Here is a 14,308-nt window from a genome sequence, read left to right on the forward strand (position 1 = left end):
CGGGCATCCGTCTCAGAAGGGGTCCCGTCTCAGAAGGCGTCCTGCCCGGCCGGGGGGAAGACCACGGGCAGGGCCGTCATCGCGCGGTGGAACGGGCCGGGCCGCCATTCGAGCCGGTCCGCCGGGACGGCCAGCTCCACGTCCGGGAGGCGGTCGAGGAGCTGCTCGATCGCGACGGACGCGATGAGCCGGGAGTGGCTCTTGGCCGGGCAGTTGTGCGGCCCGCCGGCGTACGACAGGTGGGCGCGGTTGCCCTTCCGGTCGGCGGTCGCCCGTGACGGGTCGGTGTTCGCGGCGGCGTAGCTGACCAGCACGGGCTGGTGCGCGGGCAGCCGGTGCCCGTGGAAGTCGACGTCCTGGCGGGGGAACGTCGTCCCGTAGTTGGCCATCGGCGGGTCGGTCCACAGGATCTCGTCGAGCGCGTCCTCGACCGGCAGGCTGCCGCCGGACAGGTCGCCGCCGAACCGGTCGTCGGACAGCAGCAGCCCGATGCCGTTGGCGATGAGGTTCTGCTCCGGCTCCGTGCCGGCCCCGACCAGCAGGATGATCTGGTGGGCCATCTCGGTGTCGTCGAGGCCGGCGGGGTGGGCCATCATCCAGGACGTCATGTCCGCGCCCGGCCGCCGCCGCTTGGCCGCGACGAGCTCGGCGGTGGCCTCCATGAGCAGCGCGTTGCCCTCCTCGGCGGAGACGGTGTCGAAGATGGCGCTCATGCCCCGGACGAGCTTGGCGCCGATGTCCTCGGGGCAGCCGAACATCTCGTTGAACACCAGCAGCGGCAGGGCGCGGGCGTACTGCCCGATGAGGTCGGCCTTGCCGTCGGCCGCGAACCGGTCGATGAGGGAGTCGGCGTTGCTCGCGACGTACCCGCGCAGCGACACCGGGTCGACCCGCTCCAGGCTCTCGACGATCACCGACCGGAGCCGCGCGTGCACGGCGCCGTTGGTGAACAGGGCGCTGGGCCGCGTCATCATCATCGGCAGCACCGGGCACTCGGGGCCGACGGCCTCCTCCCACACCTCGCTGCAGCGCGGGAAGGTGCCGGGGTCGCGCAGGATCTCCAGCGCGGCGTCGTAGCCGAGGACGAGCGTCGCCGGGACGCCCGGCGACAGCTCGACGGGCGCGAGGTCGCCGTGCTCGGCGCGCATCCGGGCGTAGGCCGCGGCGGGGTCCCGGGCGAACTCCGGCCCGTAGATCGGGGTGCGCTCGGTTTCGGTGTGCTGCGTGGTCATGAGGTCTTTCCGAGGGTCAGCAGGTGGTCGACGAGGGAGATCAGCGCCTCGGTGGAGGAGCGGCGGTCGCGGGCGTCGCAGGTGACGAGCGGCGTGTCCGGCGCGAGGTCGAGGGCCTCGCGCACCTCGGCGTCCGGGAACACCGGCGCGCCCTCGAAGCGGTTGACGGCGACCGCGTACGGCAGGCCCTGCTTCTCCACGATGTCCATGACGGCGAACGACTCCTTGAGCCGTGCGGTGTCCACCAGGATCAGCGCGCCGAGCGCGCCGCGCGCCAGGTCGTCCCACAGCCGGGTGAAGCGCTGCTGCCCCGGCGCCCCGAACAGGTACAGGACGAGGTCGTCGCTGAGGGTGAGGCGGCCGAAGTCCATCGCGACCGTCGTGGTCGTCTTGTCCTTGATGCCGGCGAGGTCGTCCACCATGGCGCCGGCCTGCGTCATCCGCTCCTCGGTGCGCAGCGGGCGGATCTCCGACAGCGTCCCGACGTAGGTGGTCTTCCCGACGGCGAAATGCCCCACGATAAGGATCTTGACGGCGGTTCTGACGCTCTCCCGCAGATAGGGCGTGTCAGAGGCGAGCGCGGAGTCCATCGAGCACCTCCTGAAGGAGCCGGGCCTTCGACTGCTGGGCGGTGGGCGGGGTGGCCCGGGTGGTGAGGTGCCCGCTGTCGACGAGGTCGGAGAGCAGCACCTTGGTGACCCCGACGGGCAGGCGCAGATGCCCGGCGATCTCGACCACCGACAGCGCCCCGCCCCGGCACAGCTCGATGATCCGCAGCTTCTCGGGGGACAGCCCGGTGCGCGGCAGGTCGCCGGTGGCGATCACGAGCGTGACGAGGTCGAACACGTTGCGGGTGGGGTGCGCCCGCCCGCCGGTGACGACGTGCGGGCGGACGAGCGCGCGCTCGTTCCTGCGGGGGGTCATGCGGGACGGCCCGCGCCGGGGCGAGGCGGACTGGTCATCTCCTTGCCCAGCCGCTGCACCAGTTCCTGGAGCCGGAACGACACGGTCTCCATGTCCACGTGCTGCGTCGCCGACACCGCCAGGTACGCGCCGGGACCGGCGGCGACGAGGAACACGTACCCGTCGTCGAACTCGTTCACGGTCTGCCGCCACGTGGTGCCCGGATCCCCGCAGAACTCGGCGGTGCTGCGGGCGAGCGACTGGAGCCCGGCCATCCCCGCGGCCTGCCGCTCCGCCTCGTCCCGGCTGATCCGCTCGGAGTGCGCCATGAGCAGCCCGTCGGCCGACAGCAGGATCGCGTAGCGGGTCTCCGGCATCCGCAGCGCGTCGTCCAGCATCCAGCCGAGCCGGTTCGTACCGTCGTCCATCGCGCCGTTCCACCCCTCGTTCATGGCCGCAGGTCCTTGCTCTCGATGCTCGGGCCGTCCGCGCCGGGCGACGCGGCGGCACGGCCGGACCGGGTCCCGCGCTGCCAGGCGCCGAGGCCCGCGGCGGTCTCCCTGGCCGGCCTGGCGGGGGGCCGCTCTCCGGTGTCCGGCGGGCCGGCGGGCTCGTCCTCGCCGGCGGGCACGGCGGGCCGTTCGGCGACCGCGACGCGGCTCCGCTTGGGCAGGCCGCCGGGCGTGGCCGGCTCGTCCGCCGCGGTGCCGGGCGGTTTCTCCTCCGCGTGCAGGGACGCGGCGGACGGCTCCGGCGCCCGGTCCTGGACGGGGGCCAGCAGCGCGGACGGCACGAACACGACCGCCCGCACGCCGCCGTAGGGCGAGCGCGTGTCGACCGACACGCGGAACCCGTACCGGGCGGCGAGGACGCCCGCGACCGCGAACCCGACGCGGGGCGGGTCGCCGAGCCGGTGGATGTCGACCGACGCGTCGCCGGACAGCAGCTCGGTGGCGCGCTGCAGCTCGTCGGCGTCCATCGCCACGCCCGCGTCGTCGATCATGATCGCGACGCCGTTGTGCGTGGGCTGGAAGTTGACCTCGACGGTGGTGTCGGGCCGCGAGTGCCGGGCCGCGTTGTCCAGCAGCTCGGCGAGCGTCAGCACGATCGGCTCCACGGCCCGGCTGGTCACCGCGGAGTTCACCGGCCCCTGCAGGTTGACGCGCAGGTAGTCGCGGATGCGGGAGGTCGCGCCGCGCACCACGTCGGTCAGCGACGACGCCGAGCGCTGCTGGCCGGGCCACGACCCGCACAGCACGGCGGTGGCCTGGGCGCGCCGCCCGAGCTGGGCGTTCATGTGGTCGATGCGGAGCAGGCCCTCGAGGACGTCCGGGTCGTCGTGGCGTTCCTGCATGTGGGAGATGGCGAGCTGCTGCTCGTTGGCGAGGCTCTGCACGGCGCGCATCATCGCCCGCAGCGTCGACTTCGCCGACAGGTCGGCCCGTTCCCGGACGCGCGCGGCGGACCCGGCGAACAGGTCGATCACCGTCTGCAGCGCCTGCCCGTAGGCGGGGGCCTCGCGGCCGAGGTCGTGCAGCGGCCCGGCGACGTGCAGCCCCGGGTTGTGCAGGGACTCCATGAGCTCGGGCAGCCGGACGTCCGCCAGGTGCCGCAGCTCCTTCTCGCGCAGGTCCAGGCCGCGGGCCAGGACGGCGTTCTGCTCGCGGAGCTCGGCCGCCGCCTGCCGTTCGCGGACGAGCAGGACGGCGGCGGCGATGCCGGCGCCCGCCACGACGACGAACGCCGCAGCAAGGAGGAAGGGCTCCATCAGATCCTCGTGCAGGGGTCCGGGCGAGGGGACCGGCCGGTTTCACGGCACCCGGTCGACCGCCTCTTGGCTGGTGGGGGTTTCGGACGGCGCGGATACGCCGCAGTTTCGGCACCGTAGGACGGGTCCTGGGGTGCGCGCTTGTGCTCGCGCGCAGAGAAGTTGCCGCCGGGCGCATCGCATGATCACGTACCGTCTGAAACGCGTCACTTTCCGGTGGAATTTCCAGATTCAGGGGTGGCGGCCGTACTACTCTCACGCCGAAGCGATCTTCACGTCCGGGCCGGTGACGCGTCCGGCGGCGGCGCGGGACGGATCGGCGGAGGACCTGTGGACGACGTGCTCGGCGGGGCGGTCCGGCAGGGCGCCGCCTACCGGCTCGTCCTCTACCTCGCGGACCGGGCCGACTACGTCCGCACCGCCGGGCAGGCCCACCGCGACCGCGGCTACCGCTTCCTGCTGCCGCTGCACGGCGAGCTGCTGATGGAGCAGGACGGCCGCGAGGCGCGCCTGCGCCCCGGGACCGGCGGACTCATCGCACCGGCGGCGCCGTTCCGCGTCGTCCAGCCCCGGCCCGCCCGCGCGCTCGTCATGACCATCCCCGCGCAGGAGATGGACGGCCGGCTGCCCGGCCCGTCCCTGCCGCTGACCGGCCTCGACCTGTCCACCGGCCTCGGCCGCGTCGTCGCCGACATGGTCCGCGCGGTCGGCGCCGAACGCGGCGCGCTCACCGCTCCGCAGTTCGACGCCGCCTGCGAGCGCATCACCGAGCTGCTCTGCCTCCTCGTCACCGGGCAGGAGCACCCGCCCGCGCCCGGCCACCTCGCCGAGGTGGAGGCGGTCGTGCGCCGCTACGTCCGCGAGCACGCCACCGACCCCGGCCTCACCGGCGCCGCGATGGCGCAGGACCTCGGCTGGTCGCTGCGCCAGATCCAGCTCGCCCTGCAGCGCGCCGGGACCACGCCGCGCGCGCTGATCCGCGAGGAGCGGCTCCGCCTCGTCCGCGACCGCCTGCGCAACCCCCGCGACCGGCACGTCACCATCACCGACATCGCGCACGCGACCGGCTTCTCCTCCGCCAGCGCCCTCAGCCACGCCTTCCGCCGCCGCTTCGGCGTGAGCCCCCGCGAGCTGCGGTCCCGGTGACTGTGTCGGACGACATGGACATCCGCTCGCCCGAAGCGTTCACTCGTTCCGTGGAAGCACCCTTGGAGCGCGCCGGCGCCCTCGCGACCTGGGCGGGCCTGAACTGCTCCGTCCTCTTCTGCGACATCGCCGGGTTCGGCGACCCGTCCCGCGACGACGACGACCGCCAGGTCGTCCGCGACGTCACCTACACCATCCTGCTCCAGGCGCTGGACGCGTCGGGCGTCCCGCCCTCGGACCTCTACCGCGAGGACCGCGGCGACGGCGCCCTCGTCATCGTCTCGCCCCGCGTCCCGACCGCGTCCCTGGTCGACCCGCTCGCCGGGCACCTGGCCCTCGCGCTCCGCCGGCACAACCACCGCGCGAGCGCCGCCGTCCGCGTCCAGCTCCGCGTCGCCCTGCACGTCGGCCCCGTCGCGCCCGACGCCGAGGGCGTCAACGGTCAGGTCATCATCCAGACGGCCCGCCTCCTGGAGGCCCCCGTCCTCAAGACCGCCCTGGCCGATACCGGCGCCGACCTGGGCTTCATCGTCTCGCCGTTCGTCTACGACGCGTTCGTGTCCCACCTGAAGGGCCCACTGGACCCCCGCGCCTTCGAACGCGTCACCCTCACGGTCAAGGAGACCACCACCGAAGCCTGGATGTACCTGACAGGCACGAACACCCCGGCCGCCCGGTCCCCTCACCCCCACCCCGAAGGCACCACCGTCTTCAGCAGCGACGTCCACGTGAAGGGCGACCTGGTTTTAGGCAACAAAATCATCCACAAGCACTAGGGAGCCGCGTCACTTGAAAAGACAAATAATCCACTTCGACGTACGCGCAGACACCGATGAGCACCCGGGACAAGTGGCCGCACAGGTCGGGCAAGCACTGGATTGCACCTTCACCGAAGGTGAGCACCTCGGCTGGTACGCACAGCTCGCATACGCCTTCGGACTCAAGCTCGTGCTGGTAGGCAGAGCAGGCATAGGTGGCAAGAAGGTCATCAAACTGACGTCGCAGCTGGCCACCGGCGATTTCCTCCGCACCCCAGACGGCAACGCCCGATACGAACAGGACCGGGTGGACATCAGCCCCTACATGACCGCCCTGCTAACCCTCCGCACCGGACGACGCTGGTACCAACCGACCCCCGAAGACCGCGCCGCCGAGAACAAGGCGGCCAGCAGGTTCGACGACTTCCTAGGCGGCGTAGGAACAAACCCGTGGACCACCGCCGAGGAGGAGTACTACGGCGACTGATAAGCCCACCCCCGGCGAAGGAGACCGGGTCGAGGCGTTCGTGGCGTACCCCGTGCGACCAGGTCGACCAGGTCGAGCACCGCCGCCCCCGCAACGTCCACGCCGAACTCGGCCAGCACGGAAACCACAAGTCGCGCTCCACGACAACCCGCCGCCGTGCTGCAAATCCTCCCAACCTCAGTCGCGCTGATCGCGAAGCTCGGCGACGCGGCTCCCGGCCGCCGCCCGAGCGTGAGACCACCACCCGCCCCCCGAGGCCGGCCGACGCGCGGCTCGCCGCGAACCCCGGCCGCCGACCCGCCCGGCCCAGCCACCGCCGACCCGGCGCCCACCCACTCACCGCCGACCGCGCCGCGGACGCGCCGGCCGCACCCTCAACCGGGCGGGCCGAGGCGCGGCCGACCGTCCGCGCTGATCTTCCCGGGGTCTCGGTCAGCGCGGTGATGCGCGCGTTGGGCCGCATGATGCACCGCGTCCTCGTGCGCGGCACCGCGTTGGCCGGGCGCGGCGTGGTGGTGTCGGCCGCGGGCGCCGCTGGGCGGGCCCAGGTACGCGGCCGTTCGCGCCGGTCTTCGCAGGTCGGATTGGTCAGCGTGGTGATGTGCGCGCGGCGCTTCACGATGAACAGCGTCCATGGCTGCGATGCCGAGCTTCCCGGGTGCGGCGTGCTGGCGCTGGCCGAGTTAGCCGCCGGGTGGGCCGAGGCGCGGGTGGCCATTCGGGCTGGTCTTCCGGTGGGCGTGGTGGCGTGCGCTTTGCGCTGTAGTTGAACCCGTGTCCTCGTGCGCATGTTGGTTGGCCGGGCGCTGTGTGGAGGTGCTTGCCGCGCTTGGGGCCGGGTGGGTTGGGGTGTGCGGCCGTCTGTGCTGGTCTTGGTGTGGGTCTGGGGCAGCGTTGTGGTGTGCGGGTCGTTCTTCATCATGAATCGTGTCCTCGTGTGCGGGGTTGCTCTCGTTGGGGTGGAGATGCGGTGGGGAGTGCTTCGGGAGGCTGCAAGGGGGGCGGGGGGCGAGCGGTTATGGGGCCTGCGCTGCTGGTGCGGAGTTGGGCGGCGGGGCGTGGGGGGTTGCGGGGTTACGCTGGCGGCGGTTGGTGGGGTGTTGTGGTTTGGTGCTTGGAGGTTTGGGCGGGTGGTTGAGGGGCGGCTTCGTAACTGGGCGGGGAACGTTGTTTTCGGGGCCGGGCGGGTGCATCGGCCGGAGTCTGTGGACGAGTTGCGGCGGATCGTTGCTCGGGGGGCGGCGGGTGCGGGCGCTGGGGAGCGGGCACTCGTTCAGTCTTGTCGCGGACAGCGATGGGGAGCTTGTCCGGCTGGACGGGTTGCCGCCCATGGTCGAGATCGACTCGGGGCGGTCCAGCGTGACCGTGGCGGCCGGGATGCGGTACGCGGATGTGGCCGCGGAGCTGTCTCGGAACGGGGTCGCGCTGCCGAACATGGCGTCGCTGCCGCACATCTCGGTGGCCGGGTCGTGCGCCACCGGTACCCATGGGTCAGGGGACGGCCTGCGCTGCCTGTCCGCGTCCGTCAGCGCGCTCGAACTCGTCGGGCCGGAGGGTGACCTTGTCGAACTTCGCCGGGAGGGCGGGGCTGACGTGTTCTCCGGTGTGGTTGTGGCGCTGGGGGCTCTGGGGGTTGTCACGCGGGTGACGTTGGACGTGGAGCCCGCGTTCGAGGTGGCGCAGCGTGTGCGGGTCGAGGTGCCGCTGGATGAGCTAGGGGCGGGGTTCGACGAGGTCTTCGGGGCGGCCTATAGCGTCAGTGCGTTCACCGACTGGCGGAGTGGGGTTGCGAGGGTTTGGCTGAAGTGCCGGACGGACGTGCCGGCGCCTGTTTGGGCGGGTGGGAGTGCGGCTTCGGAGCCGGTGCATCCCGTGCCGGGGATGGTTCCGGCGGCGTGCACCGTCCAGATGGGGGTGCCGGGGCCGTGGCATGAGCGCCTTCCGCACTTCCGGCCGGAGGTGACGCCGAGTGCCGGGCGGGAGCTCCAGTCCGAGTGGTTCCTGCCCAGGGACGCGGCGGCGGAGGCGTTCGGGGCGGTGCGGGACATCGCGGATGCGGTCGCACCGGTGCTGCACATTTCTGAGGTGCGGACGGTGCGTGGTGACGATCTCTGGCTGAGTCCGGCGTACGGGCGGGACTCGGTGACGCTCCACTTCACCTGGCACGACGACCCGGCGGGGGTGCTGCCCGTGGTCGCGGAGCTTCAGGAGCGGCTCGTTCCGCTGGGGGCGCGCCCGCACTGGGGCAAGCTCAGCACCACGCCGGGGGAGGAGGTCATAGCGGGTTACGAGCGTGGCGATGATTTTGCTCGGCTGGCGAGGAAATTTGATCCCGGCGGGAAGTTCCGTAACGCGTTCGTGGACGCCCTTCTTCGCCCGGGAGGGTGACGGTCACGTGGAGGCCGCCGGTCTTGCGCGGGGCGGCGGTCACCGTGCCGTCGTGGGCCCGGACGATGGAGTGGACGATCGAGAGGCCCAGCCCGGCGCCCTTCGCGGTGACGATGCGGTCGGAGTCCATGCGGCGGAACGGTTCGAAGAGGGCCGGGATCTCGTAGGGCGGGATGGGCGGGCCCGAGTTGGTCACCTCCAGGACGGCGTGCCCGTTCTCGGTGCGGCACGCGACGCTGACCCACCCGGCTTCGGTGTTGTGGCGCAGGCCGTTCTCCAGGAGGTTCTGCACGACGCGTTCCAGCAGGAGGGCGTCGCCGGTGGTCATGGCCTCGGCGGCGCTGGTCTCGACGGTGATGCCGGTGTCCCTGGCTTCGAGGGCGGTCTGGGACGCGACGTGCCCGACGACGTCCGCCAGGTCGACGGGGGCGCGGGTGGTGATCTCGTTCTCGGAGCGGGCCAGCAGCAGGAGGCCGGTGATGAGGCGTTCGTGGCGCATGTTGATCTGCAGCAGGGTCTCGCCGAGCTGCCGGACGTCCGGGGACGCCGAGTCGCGGTGCATCGCGACCTCGACCAGGGCGCGGCCCAGGGTGAGCGGGGTGCGCAGCTCGTGGGAGGCGTTGGCGACGAAGCGGCGCTGGCCGTCGAAGGACCGGTCGAGGCGTTCGATCATCGAGTCGAAGGTGTCGGCGAGCTCCTTGACCTCGTCGTGCGGGCCGGGAAGGGCGATGCGCTCGTGCAGGCTGCGGTCGGCGGCGGGGGAGCCGGCGATGCGGCGGGCGGTCTCGGTGACGCGGTGCAGCGGGGTGAGGACCCGGCCCGCGATGAGCCAGCCGAAGCCGGCGGCGGCGCCGCCGACGACCAGCAGGGCGATGGAGCCCTGCGTGATCAGGGACGTGACCGCGGCGTCCCGCAGCTCGTCGTGCTGCTTCTTCATCCACCGCTCGGCGTCCGGGAACGGCTCCTCCCGCTGCACGGGCTGGGTGTTCTGCGGGACGGCGGAGGGCGCGGGGCGGGGGTTCAGCCGGGTCGCGACGACCTTGGTGGTGCCCGAGCGGGAGAGCTGCTGGTTGAACAGGGCGTAGGTGGCGCCGAGCAGGACCACGCCGGCGACGAGGAACAGGCCGGCGTAGGTGATGGTCAGCCGGGCGCGGAGCGACAGCCTCATGGGATCCGGTACCCCGCTCCCTTGACGGTCTCGACGACGGGCGGGTCGGCGAGCTTGCGGCGCAGCTTGAGGACGGTGAGCCGGACGGCGCCGGTGAACGGGTCGGCGTGCTCGTCCCAGACCTTCTCCAGGAGCTGCTCGGCGGACACGACGGCGCCGTCGGCGCGGAGCAGCTCGGCGAGGACGGCGAACTCCTTGCGCGCGAGCGGGACGTAGCGGCCGTCCCGGAACACCTCGCGGCGCGCCGGGTCGAGGGTGATGCCCGCGCGGTGCAGCGTGGGCGGCGCGGCGGGGCGGGCGCGGCGGCCGAGCGCGAGGACGCGGGCGGCCAGCTCGGGGAACGCGAACGGCTTGGTCAGGTAGTCGTCGGCTCCGAGCCCGAGGCCGTCGACGCGGTCGGTGATCTCGGCCGCGGCGGTGAGCATCAGGACCCGCGCCGTGGTCTCGCTCCGCACCATCTCCCGGCAGACGTCGTCGCCGTGGACGAGGGGGAGGTCGCGGTCCAGGACGACCACGTCGTAGTCGTTCACGCCCACGCGTTCCAGGGCGGCCGCCCCGTCGTAGGCGAGATCGACCGCGTGCGTCGCGTCCCGCAGCCATTCGGCGATCGCGTCGGCCAGCAGCCGTTCGTCCTCCACCACCAGCACCCGCATCCGTTCCTCCCTCGACGGTCCCGACCGAATGGTGCCCTAGGCGCTGTTTCGTTTCTGTTAGTGGACGGGTTCCGGAAGCGGAAACGAGGGGGAAACGCGCGGCCCGGTTTCATCACTCGTCAACGGCCGGAATCGCTTCGGCCGCGGAGACGAGGAGACCCGATGCGCAAGCGAGTACTGGCGATACTGCCCCTGGCCCTGGCGTTGACCCTGACCGGATGCGGCGGGGACGACGGCGGCTCGCAGGTGGCCTCGGCGGGCGGCGCGAAGAAGGGCGCGGCCGGCGGCGAGCAGCTCAGCAAGGAGGAGATGGGCCTGAAGTTCGCCCAGTGCATGCGCGACCACGGCGTGGACATGGAGGACCCGAAGCCCGACGAGGGCGTCCAGCTCAAGGTCAAGGGCGGCCCGGAGAAGCAGGAGGCCATGAAGAAGGCCATGGAGGCGTGCCGGCAGTACAGCCCGCAGGCGAACCGGACCGGGGCGCCGGACCCGAAGGCGCAGCAGCGCGCCCAGGAGTTCGCCGAGTGCATGCGCGAGAACGGCGTGAAGGACTTCCCGGACCCCGACCCGAACGAGCCGGGCATCCGGATCCAGCGGAAGAAGGGCGACGACGACGCCACGTTCGAGAAGGCGCAGCAGGCCTGCCAGAAGATCCTCCAGGGCGGACAGCAGAAGTGATGGGCGAGACCACCGTGGAGCGCACCCAGCCGAAGGAGGAGGGGCGTCCGCCGCGCCGCCGGCGCGGCCGGCCGCGCCTGAAGATCGCCCTTGCCGTCGGCGCTCTGGTCGCGATCGGCGGCGTCGCCACCGTCGCGGCGCTCGGGACCGGCGGGGACTCCGGCGGCGGGGCGGCGTCCGCGCTGCCGCCGAACACCACGAAGGTGGCCAAGCAGACGCTCCGCGACACCCTGAGCGAGGAGGGGCAGCTCGGCTACGGCCCGGTGTACACCGCGACGAGCCAGGTGAAGGGCACGCTGACCAAGCTGCCCGCGAGCGGCGACGAGATCACCCGCGGCCACGAGCTGTACGAGGTGGACGGCGACCCGGTCGTGCTGATGTACGGCTCGAAGCCCTCCTACCGCCCGTTGAAGACCGGTGACGAGGGTTCGGACGTCAAGCGGTTCGAGGCCAACCTCAGCGCGCTCGGCTACGACGGGTTCACCGTCGACGACGAGTACTCGTCCGAGACCGCCGCCGCCGTCCAGGAATGGCAGGACGACATCGGAGTGGAGGAGACCGGGATCGTGGAGCTCGGACGCGTCGCGTACGCGTCCGGGGCCGTCCGGGTGGACGGCGTCCAGGCGAACCCCGGCGAGCCCGCGGCGCCCGGCAAGAAGGTGCTCACCTACACCGGCACCGCCAAGGCGGTGACCGTCGAGCTGGACACCGCCGACCAGCGGATGGCGAAGAAGGGCGCCGCCGTCGAGGTGACGCTGCCGGAGAACGAGGAGGTCGCCGCGAAGATCGACGAGGTCACCACCGTGATCGATCCGGGCGAGCAGGGCGAGGACCCGACGACGAAGGTGGAGGTGACCATCTGGCTCGACTCCGGCAAGGCGAAGAAGGCCGCCGCCGGGTACGCGCTGGCCGCCGTCGACGTCACGTTCACCGCCGGCGAGCGCAAGGACGTGCTCACCGTGCCGGTGGCCGCGCTGGTGGCGCTGAGCGAGGGCGGGTTCGGCGTCGAGGTCGTCAACGGCGGCACGTCCTCCTTCGTCCCGGTCGAGACCGGCCTGTTCGCGGACGGGAAGGTGGAGGTCTCCGGGCCGGGGATCGCCGAGGGCACTGTGGTGGGGGTACCGAAATGATCACGTTGCGGGAGGTGACCAAGCTGTACGCCGGCGGCGTCCGCGCGCTCGACGGCGTGACGCTGCACATCGGCGCGGGCGAGATGGCCGCGATCGTCGGCCCGTCCGGCTCGGGGAAGTCGACCATGCTGAACATCCTCGGCACGCTGGACCGCCCCACCTCGGGCAGCGTCCACATCGCCGGGCACGAAGTGGGGCGGCTGCCGGACGCGAAGCTGTCGGCGCTCCGGGCGAGCGGCATCGGGTTCGTCTTCCAGCACTTCCACCTGGCCGCGGGCACCCGGGCGATCGACAACGTGGCGGACGGCCTGCTGTACACGGGGCTCCGCCCGGCGGCGCGGCGCCGGCGGGCCGCGGCGGCGCTGGAGCGGGTCGGCCTCGGCCACCGGCTGGACCACGAGCCGCACGAGCTGTCGGGCGGCGAGCGGCAGCGCGTCGCGATCGCGCGGGCGGTGGCGGGCGAGCCCGCGCTGCTCCTCGCGGACGAGCCGACGGGCGCGCTCGACTCGGCGTCGGGGGACGGGGTGATGGCGCTGCTCCGCGAGCTGCACGCGGCCGGGACCACCGTCCTGGTCATCACGCACGACCGGGAGATCGCGGCCGAACTGCCGCGCCAGGTCCGGATGCGCGACGGTCGCATCGTCCACGACACCGCGGCCGGCGACTCCGGGGCCGAGGCGTTCGCGGAGGCGGCGCGATGATGCCCGGGACGTTGCAACCTGCGCGGCTGTGGCCGGGGGACGTGGTGCGGGTCGGCGCGGTCGGCCTGCGAACCCGCCCGATGCGCGCGTTCCTGTCGGCGCTCGGCATCGCGATCGGCATCGCGGCGATGGTCGCGGTCGTCGGCGTCTCGTCGTCGTCGCGCGCCGACCTCGACCGCGCGCTCGCCGCCCTCGGCACGAACCTGCTGACCGTGTCGCCGGGCAGCACCATGACCGGCGAGGAGGCGCAGCTGCCCCTCGAAGCCGAGGCGATGGTGTCCCGGATCGCCCCGGTCCGGCAGGTGTCGGCGATCGGCCTGATGAACGAGGCGAAGGTCTACCGGACCGGCAAGATGCCCGAGAGCGAGACCAAGGGCATCGCCACCTACGCGGCCCGCACCGACCTGCGGGCCGCGACGGGCGCCGAGCTCGGCAACGGCGTCTGGCTGAACGCCGCGACCGGCAGCTTCCCGGCGGTGGTGCTCGGGTCGACCGCCGCGGAACGGCTCGGGATCGGCCACGCGGCCCCGGACGTCCAGGTGCTCATCGGCGGCCGGAAGTTCACCGTCATCGGCATCCTGAAGGCGGCGCCGCTGGCCCCCGAGCTGGACACCGCCGCGCTGGTCGGGTGGCCCGCCGCCCGGTCCGCGCTGGGCTTCGACGGGCACGCCACGACGATCTACACCCGGTCGCAGGACGCGAGCGTCGAGGACGTCCGGGACGTGCTGGGCGCGACCGCGAACCCGGAGGCGCCGAACGAGGTGCAGGTGTCGCGCCCGTCGGACGCGCTGGCCGCCAAGAAGGCGGCCGGCGAGGCGTTCACCGGGCTGCTGCTCGGCCTCGGCGCGGTCGCGCTGCTCGTCGGCGGCGTCGGGGTGGCCAACACCATGGTCATCTCGGTGCTGGAGCGCCGGTCGGAGATCGGGCTGCGCCGCTCCCTCGGCGCGACGCGCGGCCAGATCCGCACCCAGTTCCTCGCCGAGTCGCTGCTGCTGTCGGCCCTCGGCGGCGTCGGCGGCGCGCTCATCGGGACGATCGTCACCGCCATCTACGCCCTCTACCAGGGCTGGCCGGTCGTCATCCCGGCGTGGGCGCTGGCGGGCGGTGTGGCGGCGACGCTGCTCATCGGCGCGATGGCCGGCCTGTACCCGGCGATCAGGGCGTCCCGCCTCAGCCCCACCGAGGCGCTCGCCACCACCTGACGGGGCACGGCCCGCGGCGGGGCACCGGCCGGGGGCGCGCCGGCCGCGGACCGCGGGGGCGTGCCGCGGGCCGGCGCCCCGCGGGCCCGGCGGC

At 72.9% G+C, this 14,308-nt stretch carries 15 protein-coding genes and 1 pseudogene; 9 read left to right on the plus strand and 7 right to left on the minus strand.

Going from position 1 to position 14,308, the window contains the following annotated elements; genetic code table 11:
* Positions 1-29: 29 nt before the first annotated feature.
* From K8Z49_RS40810 to K8Z49_RS40830, 5 genes are read right to left on the minus strand one after another with little or no spacing between them, the layout of a single operon-like run.
* Positions 30-1,232 carry a cytochrome P450 gene (locus K8Z49_RS40810; RefSeq protein ID WP_021597398.1) on the minus strand — a complete coding sequence of 401 codons (1,203 nt, stop codon included), beginning with the start codon at positions 1,230-1,232 and terminating at the stop codon, positions 30-32.
* Positions 1,229-1,822 (minus strand): GTP-binding protein, encoded by a 594-nt coding sequence (locus K8Z49_RS40815; protein ID WP_021597397.1) that lies wholly within the window; start codon positions 1,820-1,822, stop codon positions 1,229-1,231. Before K8Z49_RS40815 ends, K8Z49_RS40810 begins: the two co-directional genes overlap by 4 nt.
* The gene (locus K8Z49_RS40820) at positions 1,800-2,156 is read right to left on the minus strand and encodes a DUF742 domain-containing protein (RefSeq protein WP_021597396.1); all 357 of its coding nucleotides are present in this window, start codon (positions 2,154-2,156) and stop codon (positions 1,800-1,802) included. The genes K8Z49_RS40815 and K8Z49_RS40820 overlap by 23 nt, the downstream gene beginning before the upstream one ends.
* Positions 2,153-2,587, minus strand: a complete 435-nt coding sequence (locus K8Z49_RS40825) for a roadblock/LC7 domain-containing protein (RefSeq protein WP_021597395.1) — start codon at positions 2,585-2,587, stop codon at positions 2,153-2,155. The genes K8Z49_RS40820 and K8Z49_RS40825 overlap by 4 nt, the downstream gene beginning before the upstream one ends.
* Positions 2,584-3,903: an ATP-binding protein gene (locus tag K8Z49_RS40830; protein ID WP_021597394.1), complete on the minus strand. Its 1,320-nt coding sequence runs from the start codon at positions 3,901-3,903 to the stop codon at positions 2,584-2,586. Before K8Z49_RS40830 ends, K8Z49_RS40825 begins: the two co-directional genes overlap by 4 nt.
* A 330-nt stretch (positions 3,904-4,233) precedes the next feature.
* Here K8Z49_RS40830 and K8Z49_RS40835 point away from each other — a divergent pair, with 330 nt between their 5' ends.
* The 5 genes and pseudogenes from K8Z49_RS40835 to K8Z49_RS40855 all read left to right on the plus strand — a co-directional run bounded on the left by K8Z49_RS40835 (position 4,234) and on the right by K8Z49_RS40855 (position 8,682).
* A complete protein-coding gene (locus K8Z49_RS40835) occupies positions 4,234-5,049 on the plus strand; it encodes a helix-turn-helix domain-containing protein (RefSeq protein WP_021597393.1) in 816 nt (271 codons plus the stop codon).
* A gap of 50 nt (positions 5,050-5,099) precedes the next feature.
* Positions 5,100-5,825, plus strand: coding sequence for a hypothetical protein (locus tag K8Z49_RS40840; RefSeq protein ID WP_412516705.1), 726 nt, complete (start codon positions 5,100-5,102; stop codon positions 5,823-5,825).
* Between the two features lie 73 nt (positions 5,826-5,898).
* A complete protein-coding gene (locus K8Z49_RS40845) occupies positions 5,899-6,294 on the plus strand; it encodes a hypothetical protein (RefSeq protein WP_021597391.1) in 396 nt (131 codons plus the stop codon).
* 440 nt (positions 6,295-6,734) lie between these two features.
* Positions 6,735-7,064: a hypothetical protein gene (locus K8Z49_RS40850; RefSeq protein ID WP_412516706.1), complete on the plus strand. Its 330-nt coding sequence runs from the start codon at positions 6,735-6,737 to the stop codon at positions 7,062-7,064.
* A gap of 360 nt (positions 7,065-7,424) precedes the next feature.
* Positions 7,425-8,682, plus strand: a pseudogene (locus K8Z49_RS40855) (FAD-binding protein).
* On the opposite strand, the gene K8Z49_RS40860 reads toward K8Z49_RS40855, so the two are convergent.
* Positions 8,570-9,850, minus strand: a complete 1,281-nt coding sequence (locus tag K8Z49_RS40860) for a sensor histidine kinase (RefSeq protein ID WP_021598969.1) — start codon at positions 9,848-9,850, stop codon at positions 8,570-8,572. The pseudogene K8Z49_RS40855 and the gene K8Z49_RS40860 overlap by 113 nt on opposite strands.
* The gene (locus K8Z49_RS40865) at positions 9,847-10,503 is read right to left on the minus strand and encodes a response regulator transcription factor (RefSeq protein ID WP_075022176.1); all 657 of its coding nucleotides are present in this window, start codon (positions 10,501-10,503) and stop codon (positions 9,847-9,849) included. Before K8Z49_RS40865 ends, K8Z49_RS40860 begins: the two co-directional genes overlap by 4 nt.
* A 162-nt stretch (positions 10,504-10,665) precedes the next feature.
* On the opposite strand from K8Z49_RS40865, the gene K8Z49_RS40870 reads away from it, so the two are divergent.
* The 4 genes from K8Z49_RS40870 to K8Z49_RS40885 are packed head-to-tail and all read left to right on the plus strand — an operon-like array spanning position 10,666 to position 14,214.
* Positions 10,666-11,181 carry a hypothetical protein gene (locus K8Z49_RS40870; protein WP_412516707.1) on the plus strand — a complete coding sequence of 172 codons (516 nt, stop codon included), beginning with the start codon at positions 10,666-10,668 and terminating at the stop codon, positions 11,179-11,181.
* Entirely contained in the window at positions 11,181-12,311 is a 1,131-nt protein-coding gene (locus K8Z49_RS40875) for a peptidoglycan-binding protein (RefSeq protein WP_083597842.1), read from the plus strand. The genes K8Z49_RS40870 and K8Z49_RS40875 overlap by 1 nt, the downstream gene beginning before the upstream one ends.
* A complete protein-coding gene (locus K8Z49_RS40880; protein ID WP_412516708.1) occupies positions 12,308-13,012 on the plus strand; it encodes an ABC transporter ATP-binding protein in 705 nt (234 codons plus the stop codon). Before K8Z49_RS40875 ends, K8Z49_RS40880 begins: the two co-directional genes overlap by 4 nt.
* Positions 13,009-14,214, plus strand: a complete 1,206-nt coding sequence (locus K8Z49_RS40885; protein ID WP_024935394.1) for an ABC transporter permease — start codon at positions 13,009-13,011, stop codon at positions 14,212-14,214. The genes K8Z49_RS40880 and K8Z49_RS40885 overlap by 4 nt, the downstream gene beginning before the upstream one ends.
* Positions 14,215-14,308 lie beyond the last annotated feature (94 nt).

Source organism: Actinomadura madurae, from assembly GCF_047130825.1.
Classification (GTDB): Bacteria; Actinomycetota; Actinomycetes; order Streptosporangiales; family Streptosporangiaceae; genus Spirillospora; species Spirillospora madurae.